Genomic DNA, 9102 nt, shown 5'->3' on the forward strand with positions numbered 1-9102 from the left:
CCATTGTATTGAACAGATGTACAGCCACCCAACGCAGCTAACGACAACCCTACTAAAAGTAATTTATTATTAAACATATAGTTCCTTTATTTTTAGCCCCATTGAACGGCATATAGTATACACACTTGATTGCATTTTAAAATAAACGTTATTCTTGAGGATAAAGTTAATCGCGGTATAACTTTTTGTATGGTGATACAAATATTCTGCTTTATTTCTCTGAAACTCGAACATTATTTCTCCACTATAGAATGCTTTTAACTCTTTTAGCAGCTTTTCATACTCCTATCATGCAGCCTTTCCAATCATAGTTCATTTGATAATCAATAGGTTAACGAGAGTTGTTGGATCTTAGATTACAAAATGACGCATAATTTTTAAATTGCTTACTTCGACGCGCCCTCGGAAAACTTTGGGTAAGGGGAACTTTCATCCAAGAGAAATTAATTAGCTTCAGTGATAACAAGAAAAGGGGGCATAAGTGTGCTAGGGAATTGGTACCACTAAGAGAGCTATCCAATCAACTAAGTATCGATTTGCCCACTAATCACTATTTGAGAAACAGAAAAAGTGGACACAAAACCTTAATACTAAATCCATTAGGCCTTGCGTCCAGTTCTGGTCATTTAGCTAGCCACACATCAAGTGTGTTCGGATCACCATCTTTGGTCCAACAATCTGGTTGGCTTATGTTGATATCGGCTCTTATCTTCAACTGAGGGTACATCTCCTGCACTACTTGGGTCATGATCTGTGCAGTTAACTCGCTGACTGCGCTTAGGTGTTTTTTCGGTGCTTCGAAAACAAAGGCATCGTGCATCGCAACGATCAATTTGGCGTCGTAACCTTTATACAATTGATGAAGTCGATTTCCGGCTGCTTTGAACAGTGCCGCAGCTGTACCTTGCACTGGCATGTTCACCATCCAGTTTTTCTCAGTATGGCCGCGCTTAGCGTCCAATTGGCGGTATCGGTGCAATCCCGTTGCAGTGCTTACATGGCCTCGCAGAGCGCCATACTGGGGCATTCTCTCAATGGCTTTTTGTAGTTCGGGAAACATCGATAGAAACTTATTCATCAGTTCCGAGGCCTTGTTGACACTGATATTGAGTTTTTTCGCTATTCCAATGCTGGTGATACCGTAAATTAGGCCAAGTGTGCATTGCTTCATGATGGATCGTTTCTCAGAATATTTTTCTTTGAAGGCCGACGAATCGCAGCTGCGGCATTCTGATTCTAACTCATCACAAAAGAACTCTTGCGCCATGGCTGTGTATAGATCGCCTTGGTTATACATCTTGACTAAGTTTGAGCCGCCATACACGCCAGCAGCAATCGCCACGGAGTTGGAGATACCACGTGGTTAAGAGTCTTTTAAAGTCATGTAATAGGATTGGTGGTCATTCCCAATTGCTGTACTATGCGCCTTTGATTTGGCTGGGAAAAGAGAGGGGCAATGGGTTACATAATCAGTAGCAGCGATCCAGATATTATTACTATGAAAAAGTTGTACGGAGATGATCTGGACGTATTCCATCCAAAACATAAAAGAACACACTTACCTGGAACAGAAGCGTACGGCTGGTCTCAGTTAGATCTGTTTTATGGATCCTTGATGAAGCTTTATCTTCGCCACTGTACTGAGCATTGCAAATTTTTGCTGAATGTGAGTGAGAGAAACTTCTCGATCGTGATGAATGTTCTTCCGAGACTTGTTGAGCATAGCCAGCAAGATGAGCGGCTGTATGAGCTGATAGGCAAAGCGTTGCGAAGCATCGATACCTTGGTATCAGATATGGTATCCAGTATTGAGTTTTCAGAAATAATGGCGCTTATTGACGAAGATGAACCGACAAAGCCATTTGTGCCGCCATATGAGCTTGCTTTAGAGAGAAGCAAAGAAAGTTGGTTTCAATTGACGCAGTACTGTGTTGATAAAGGGACCGTATCGGAGGTGACAAAAGATCTTACGTCAGATACGAAAATCCGAGGGCACCATGTTTTTGCAGTACTGGCGCTCAACTTGACTCACTTCCTGAAAGAGCATGAATCGTTATGGACCTTAAATCAAGCTAAGCGCTTGCTCCCTCTGATTTACTCTTTGATAGAGAAAGCTGAAGAAGAGCAAGTGCAGGAAAGATCAACGAAGAAGAAAAGACAGGTAAAGTGTCCCGATCTTTTCTTAGCTAACCAGCTTGGTAAGGCTGGGCGTAAAAAGAAGGCAGAGAGCACGACAGACAAACAAGACATGGAAAAAGTCTACCTGTCTCAGGAAACAGTTAAGCTGGTGTTCTTAAAAGGCTGGCTCTACCACATGACCAACGATGAAAAAGAGTATGCGCAAACACAGTTAGTGTATGAAATCATCGATAAATTTAATTTGTCAGATGGTCAGGGTGATAAATCAAAATCGGTAAATCGTTGGCTCAGCAAGATCAAAAAGCCAGGTGAATTACTAAAATATTACGCGGGTTCTGAATAGTCGTAATCAGATGCTAAAGGCTGATTGTGGGGGTAGCATTGCTAACCCCTCCATATACTGTTAACGCTCTGCAATCCAACGTTCAACACTGCCTGCATCCCCATCTTTAGTCCAGCAATGAGTGGCAGAGTCATTCAGGTCGATGCGTGGCTTGAGTTCAGGGAAGAATTCAACCACAGTCTGAATCATCACGTCGATTGTCAATCGTCCAACCTCTGGCATCTTGTCTAATGGGGCTTCGAAGATAAAGGCATCATGCATAGCCAAGATCAGCTTAGCACCATAGGGCTTGTAAAGTTGGTAGAGTCGATTCCCCGCGATCTTAAACAGAGCGGCAGCTGTTCCTTGAACAGGCATATTCACCATCCAGTTTGTCTCGTGGCGGCTTAGTGCACCGCTATTAGAACGGTGGCGATGTAATCCGGTACTGGTGCTCACACAACCCCGATATGCTGCTTGTTGTGGCGCGGTTTCCATCATGTGTTTCAGGGTAGGAAACATAGCTAGGAACCGATTCATCAACTGTTTGGCTTCGAGTTCTGATATCTCAAGACGGCTACCCAGTCCGAAGGGGGATAGGCCGTACAGAATACCGAGTACACATGTTTTCATGATATCCCGCTTGTCTTTGTGCTTATGCTTGAAAGTGTCGGAATCGCATTGCCGATCTTCGTCATCCAGGTCGTTGGCATAGAACTCCTGAGCCATGACTGTGTAGATATCCCCCGCGTTGAACTTAGCAATCAGATTCTTATCGCTGTAGACCGCAGCTGTGATGCCGACTTCAATCTGGGAATAGTCCGCTTCACCGATTCCATTTCCTGTCTTCGGGATGATGAGTGGGCGCATTGCGCCAGGTAGTCCGAGCAGGTTCGGGCTGGCACAAGATTGTCTCCCGGTTACGACTTCCAGCTGTTTGTGCTCTGGGTGCACGCGACTATCGGAACCGATAATAGTAGGCCGAAGCAGTATATCTCTCTCAATGGCTTGAACCTTGCTAAATTCAGCCAGTAGGCCGATAGCAGGGTGGATATGGGCCAGATCTTTCAATAGTTGTAACTTGAAGCTGTATTTGCCGCCCTTGTTAAAATGATCGAGTAAGTTGAGTTGACGGAAAAACGTTTCTTTTTGTTGGTGACTATTGGGATTGTCTAACCCCATTTGTGCCAGCTGACTTCTGAGCGCTTCCAGCTTAGGCGTACTGGCATTGAGCACAGCGTTGCATTTTTCCCGATCAACACTCACCCCATGCCACTCCATGGCTGCATTGGTGATGGTCCAGGGCATCTCCACCGTGATAAGGTGGTGGTAACTTCCCTGGAGGGTTAACTGCTGCATCTGAGAAAGGTAAAGCTTTGCTGCAACAATAGCGTCTTCAGCTGCATAGTGGATCTGCTCGCTGGTAAATTCTCCACTGTCATAGTCAATAAAGGAGTGCTGCAAGTCTGATTTCACCAAATTGAATCGGTGGTGAATATCATAGCGGCTCGCCACGGTATTCAATGCATAACGGATCCGATTGTTTTCAGCGTGCTCTGCTCTGGCGCAAATCTCTGCGTTCTCTGAATCAAATACCTGATCATTGTCAAACACATGCAGGCCCAGATATCGTGCTCTCTCGGCGATACAGGTGTCCCAGATAGTGCGAGGCTCAGTCAGACCCAGTTGCCAGAGACAATGTAACTCGGCTTTGGCATGGTGGGCGATATAGGTCGTGGGTAGATCAAGTAATGGCTGAAGTCGTTTCGTATCTTTGAGTTTAGTTAAATCAATAACATAATTGTGAAGATGCAACTGATTGCCTGTGTTGGTCATCAAAGTAACAGCCATCAATAGGGGTTGAATACTTCGGATATCCTGTTTTTGCTTGTTACCTCGAAGTGGGATTGCGAGGCGGCTGAACTTAAACTCAAAGTCTAGTGACACGCCGGTCAATGGCAACTGATGAGCTAGATGTATCAGATCTTCCAAGTCTTCTTGGGTTCCAATGTACGTCACCGCCGCTGAATCTAGTGGTGGCAGCATTGGCAATATAATAGCACTTTTCTTTGGCTCGAATTCGGCTTCGTTAAATCGTTTTGCTAGTGCGGGCAATAAATTCATAATCAATATTCTCTCTTGGAAACGTAGGGCCTCCGGGTGGCCAGCAACCCTATAAAAATGGTTTTATTAGGACTTTTGGCCACTCCAGTAGCGACGGACGGTGCGAACGCCTATACCCAACTGCTCAGCAACTTGCTTTTGTGTTAAGCTTTGTTGTTTAAGTTGCTGTATTTCTTGCTTTTTAGTACCAGTTGTTCGTGCGCGCTGACTATCAATGCCGAAGTGCTCGCGTATTTCTGCCAGATTGTTGAACTCAGCATCGTACTGATAGTTAGGGTGCGGATTGTTCTGGAAAGTAATAACCTCACATGGCGATGTGAAAGGACGCACTCGGCCTACAGCCTGTATCACGGTGCCCATTTCTAGGGTCTGCAACATCGGGTCAGTCAGTTGAGCTACATCGGTATATCGGTACTTATTGTCAGCAATGCGGGCATGACGGCGGCGAGGGTTCGGCAGTACTTTGATTTCCATTTCCAGCTGCTCATCACTGGCTCGCATGTCTTGTAGGGCATTCGCTAATATGGTTTTGGTAACGTAGTAGCTATTCAGACAGTAAGCACAGTCGAATTGCTCGAACTGGTTAATGCCAATTACACCGTAGTGGATGACTGGTATCTGAGTGATGGTGCCATTGGAATCGTATTCTTCGCCATCGACGATTTGAACATCATCTATACTACGGACGGTTAGCATCTCATTCAGCGTATCAATGCAATATTGCTTATGCTTTTTCTTTGAGATCAGCAGCACTCGTTTACCTTCCCGGATGCGCTTGAGAGTTAACTCAAGAAAAAAGTCCAATATCTGTGGGGAGTTCTTCAGGAAATGACCAGATGTACCCAGAGAAGAGGCAATATTCAGCCACTGAGTACCATCGCCTTTAAAGGCTGTGTCCTGATAGAAATTGTGAAAATTAAGCCCCAGCTTATGGTTCAGCAATGTTTCATGAGTCGTGCCGCTGTAGAGTAGAACATCGCAGTCCGCCGCAAGTGGTGTTGCAGAAAAGCGTATATCACCGAACTCGGTTTTCTCGCGTGAATCTAAAGGCGAATTCATCAGTGCTTGCAGGTCAAAGTGAATGTTGCGGAATTCTCCCGGCCAGTGGCGCTCCCCAATAGTAACCAGCTCTCGGATTTCCGTCGGATAGATCGAGGGCATAGACCATACGTCAGGCTCTCTCAGGTCATCTGTTGCTGCATTGAGTAGGCTTTGCAAGGCAAACACGCTGGCGGCCTTGCGCTTCTGAGAGATGTCTGATTCGCACAAACAGAAGATTAGGTTCGCTATTTCTTCTTGCGTGATAGTGCGGCTATATGGTGTTAGCGATACCGTCGCTTCATCAAAAATAACCAGTACATTCTGAGCTTCACACTTAGCTTTCATTCGAGCAATAAAATTCAAGTCATTTGTCAAATGGGCTTGGGTAGCGAAGAGCACTTGGGTGCCGCGCAAAACATCACCAAATTGATCTTTCCAGTGGCATTTCTCTTGATTAGGACATAAGGCGCAAATAGTGCGTTTACCAAGTATAGAAAGGCCACGCTGTTCATAGTCCGCCCAGTCAGCATTGCGCTGCTTACCGCACAGCTCTTTAGGACGCGGGCGGAGATTAGTGATTTTGATATTTTCAGGCGGGAACTGGATATAGTCGCGCTCATTGATGATAGCGCGAGTGGGGGCCAGCACGATGATCAAATCATACTGACCTGATTCTATGCCATATTCTATCACTTGATCCATATTGGTAGATTTACCCACACCTACCGCCCAGTTAATCAGCAGGTGAGGGTGCTTCTTAAGAAGTGACAGGACATAGAGACCATTATTTTCTTTTCTGAAACCAGCAAGCGCCATAGCGCTGCTGATTTGATTCAGAGACGAGTTCATTGTTAAGCCGCCGTGTAGCCATAACATTGAAGCATCACTTGGATACTCGGTATTGCTGCCAGCTCTTCGCTAGAACACTTCTGGAACACGTCGCTCAGTTTAAACTCCCCGTTAGCGTAGGCATTATTAAAAACTTCGATCTCTGACTGGCCCAGATCGATGTTCTCAGGTATCGGTTTTAAATCCACGGTATAGCTGTTACGGTGACGACTCATGAGTATCATCATTGGCTCTACAGCATCAAAAACTGGCAGGATTTGCGGCAGAGCTGCTTTGGGATGGGTAGCATCGGTGATTGCCAGAATCTCAACTTGACGAGAGCTGAAGTTAAATACAGGTAGCAGTAGGCGGTTGTATGCTTTGTTGCCAGCACGACATAGCGGGCAACCATTACCGTTACACAGGATGTAGCCTTTCTTCTCTGGCGTATCAATCCAGTGAATATTCACATCTTCATGCTCAACGGAAAAAGCCATGAAGGGAGTTGCGCTTTCGCCCACTCTTGCTTGTTCAAGTACGGTTTGGCTTGGCACGGTATTAGCGGCGGCACGATCTTTAAGTGTCTGGAGTTTCTTTTGTGTATCGTTTAATGATGCTTCCGGAGAAAGGGCACCAGATACGACAGTTGTGACAGCATTAGTTTGGATATTAGTGTTCATATTGAATCCTTCTAAACATAAAAATTTGTTGAATGGGGGCCTCTCTGGGGCCACCCGTAGAATGTAAATGGAATTGTGATTTCGTCCTATCAGAGTGTGTCTCACCCATTCCCACTGAGTGCTAATTCATTAAGCTTCAGCTGGTTGTGTAATCTTTGAGTGGTGTTGCTGACTGTAGTCGAGGTCATGTCGTACAGCGGTTACAATGTCAAAATGCAGTCCAAGGAGACGAGAAACCTCGGTTTGTTGGAGCTCTTCTTCATCCATGAACTCACCCCAGTAAGGCACGGTGATTTGATGTAATAGGCTTCCAAAGATGGCAAGCGTGCCTTCGACGGAATAGGACTTGCTTTCAATCAAATGTGAGAGAAAGTCGTATAGGAACTGCGGATATCCAGGCATTTGATAATCATAAGATGACCAGAACTCTTTATCTTCAAAGTGGATGCCTGCAAACTCTGAGTGCGCGTCGAGTTCTTCTGGAACTTCGAAATAGATGAGAAACTCACTGTCGATGAAATGATTTATGCGACGAGCGTTTTCTTCCTGATCATTCGTGAAAACATCTGAATTGTGACAAATACTAAAGGCACCTGGACCAATATTTTCTGCCCCGATAGATATTCGGTTTTTATTTGGGTTAATGCCCAGGTCTTCATTCGAGTAGAACGGGTCGGTGATAAGACCTAAATATGCCTCAACATAGGCTGTCAGTGGCTTCGGAATAATAGCTTGTACTGAATTGTTCATAATAAATCTCCGTGTTGTATTGGCCGCTTAATAACTTAAGCGGTGATTTCAGGGTGCAAGAGGCCGTCACCGATATTTCACGGCTAGTTGCTTAATTAATATGTGTTTATTTTTCGTGCGGTCTGAATAAACAGACTTAAGTGTTAGTCGCTTTGGTGTTGAAGTCTTACATCGTGGGCAATAGCTCTTTCGACATCAAAGTGGTCGCCCATCGTTCCGGCTAGTCCGGTATGAAATAACTCCTCTTGGTGGAATGTGATTGCACTGGTAATCGCACCAAATATTTCCAGCATAATGTCCAACGGAAGCGAAAGGTTGGAGCGAAGGTACTCATAAGCTTGGTACATCTGCAGAGGCAGTCCTTTGTTATTGTCAAAGTCGTACACGGCTTCAAATTCCGCAGGTTCTACACCCTCGAAGGTTACTTTAGTTGTCAGTATGTGGGTATTACCTACTAGATGTTCAGATTCTGTTCTGAAGTGATCGGTCAGTCTTAAGAAACGTTCGTGGTCATACTCTCCGTTAGTACAGATCAGCGACTCAGAGTTGTTAAAGGCCATGATCAGGCCGCCAAATTCAGAGTCTCCGTATGCGACCAGTTCTACAGTTTCATCTTGCTCGTTAACCAGAGAGTTTTCGTTACCAACCAGTAGGTTAGTCAGAATCTTAATATCTTTTTGGATGGAAGCTGGGATTCTGTTTTCCATGGTTTAGTCCTTATCAAATGTTTCAATATGTGAGCGAACTGCTCAGTCAGGAAGGATTATGTAGTCAGAGCCCAAAATAGGACAGGAAATAGAATCTCACGGATTCCCATAGAGTGGGTCTTGGGGCTATCTGGTTGATTTGTAATGTTATTTACGTAGCGTTTATGTCAGGTGGCGGGGACGTAAATACAGTAAAGTGGCCACGAAGCCTTTAAAAATAATATGTTAAAGGGTTGGTGGCCACTTGGTGAGTTCGAGGTCTGTGATCTGGCCTAGAAATCTGTTGTTGAATATGCGCTATGTTGTATTTATATCAAAATAACAAGCAATCAATAGGCTGGGTAAATGGAACAAATCTCAATAATTCACGTGGCTATCGCTGGTGCTGTCATCGTGGTGATACTTGCGCTTGTCAGTAGCAGAAAAGTAACACGAGGCTTTGTTGCTTAATTCGATGAGAAGACATGGTAGCCCCATGTTGTTCAGTTCTTAAACAACATACTGAGTTTCA

Annotated in this window: 7 protein-coding genes; 1 reads left to right on the top strand and 6 read right to left on the bottom strand. The window is 44.8% G+C overall.

The window, feature by feature from the left end; all coding sequences use genetic code 11:
* Positions 1-622 precede the first annotated feature (622 nt).
* Positions 623-1342, bottom strand: coding sequence for a DNA polymerase (locus R7Z78_RS23770; protein WP_225492308.1), 720 nt, complete (start codon positions 1340-1342; stop codon positions 623-625).
* Positions 1343-1456: 114 nt separating this feature from the next.
* Here R7Z78_RS23770 and R7Z78_RS23775 point away from each other — a divergent pair, with 114 nt between their 5' ends.
* Positions 1457-2482: a hypothetical protein gene (locus tag R7Z78_RS23775; protein WP_169643906.1), complete on the top strand. Its 1026-nt coding sequence runs from the start codon at positions 1457-1459 to the stop codon at positions 2480-2482.
* Between the two features lie 60 nt (positions 2483-2542).
* Here R7Z78_RS23775 and R7Z78_RS23780 read toward each other — a convergent pair whose 3' ends face one another.
* From R7Z78_RS23780 to R7Z78_RS23800, 5 genes are all read right to left on the bottom strand, one after another.
* Positions 2543-4585 carry a DNA polymerase gene (locus R7Z78_RS23780; RefSeq protein ID WP_213965039.1) on the bottom strand — a complete coding sequence of 681 codons (2043 nt, stop codon included), beginning with the start codon at positions 4583-4585 and terminating at the stop codon, positions 2543-2545.
* A 66-nt stretch (positions 4586-4651) separates the two neighbouring features.
* Positions 4652-6475: a helix-turn-helix transcriptional regulator gene (locus R7Z78_RS23785; protein ID WP_169643915.1), complete on the bottom strand. Its 1824-nt coding sequence runs from the start codon at positions 6473-6475 to the stop codon at positions 4652-4654.
* A gap of 2 nt (positions 6476-6477) precedes the next feature.
* Positions 6478-7134 (bottom strand): hypothetical protein, encoded by a 657-nt coding sequence (locus tag R7Z78_RS23790; RefSeq protein WP_169643909.1) that lies wholly within the window; start codon positions 7132-7134, stop codon positions 6478-6480.
* A gap of 129 nt (positions 7135-7263) precedes the next feature.
* Positions 7264-7884: a hypothetical protein gene (locus tag R7Z78_RS23795; protein WP_169643911.1), complete on the bottom strand. Its 621-nt coding sequence runs from the start codon at positions 7882-7884 to the stop codon at positions 7264-7266.
* Between the two features lie 143 nt (positions 7885-8027).
* Positions 8028-8591, bottom strand: coding sequence for a hypothetical protein (locus R7Z78_RS23800; RefSeq protein WP_169643913.1), 564 nt, complete (start codon positions 8589-8591; stop codon positions 8028-8030).
* Between the last annotated feature and the right edge of the window lie 511 nt (positions 8592-9102).

The organism is Vibrio sp. 1167, from assembly GCF_033340375.1.
Classification (GTDB): Bacteria; Pseudomonadota; Gammaproteobacteria; order Enterobacterales; family Vibrionaceae; genus Vibrio; species Vibrio alginolyticus.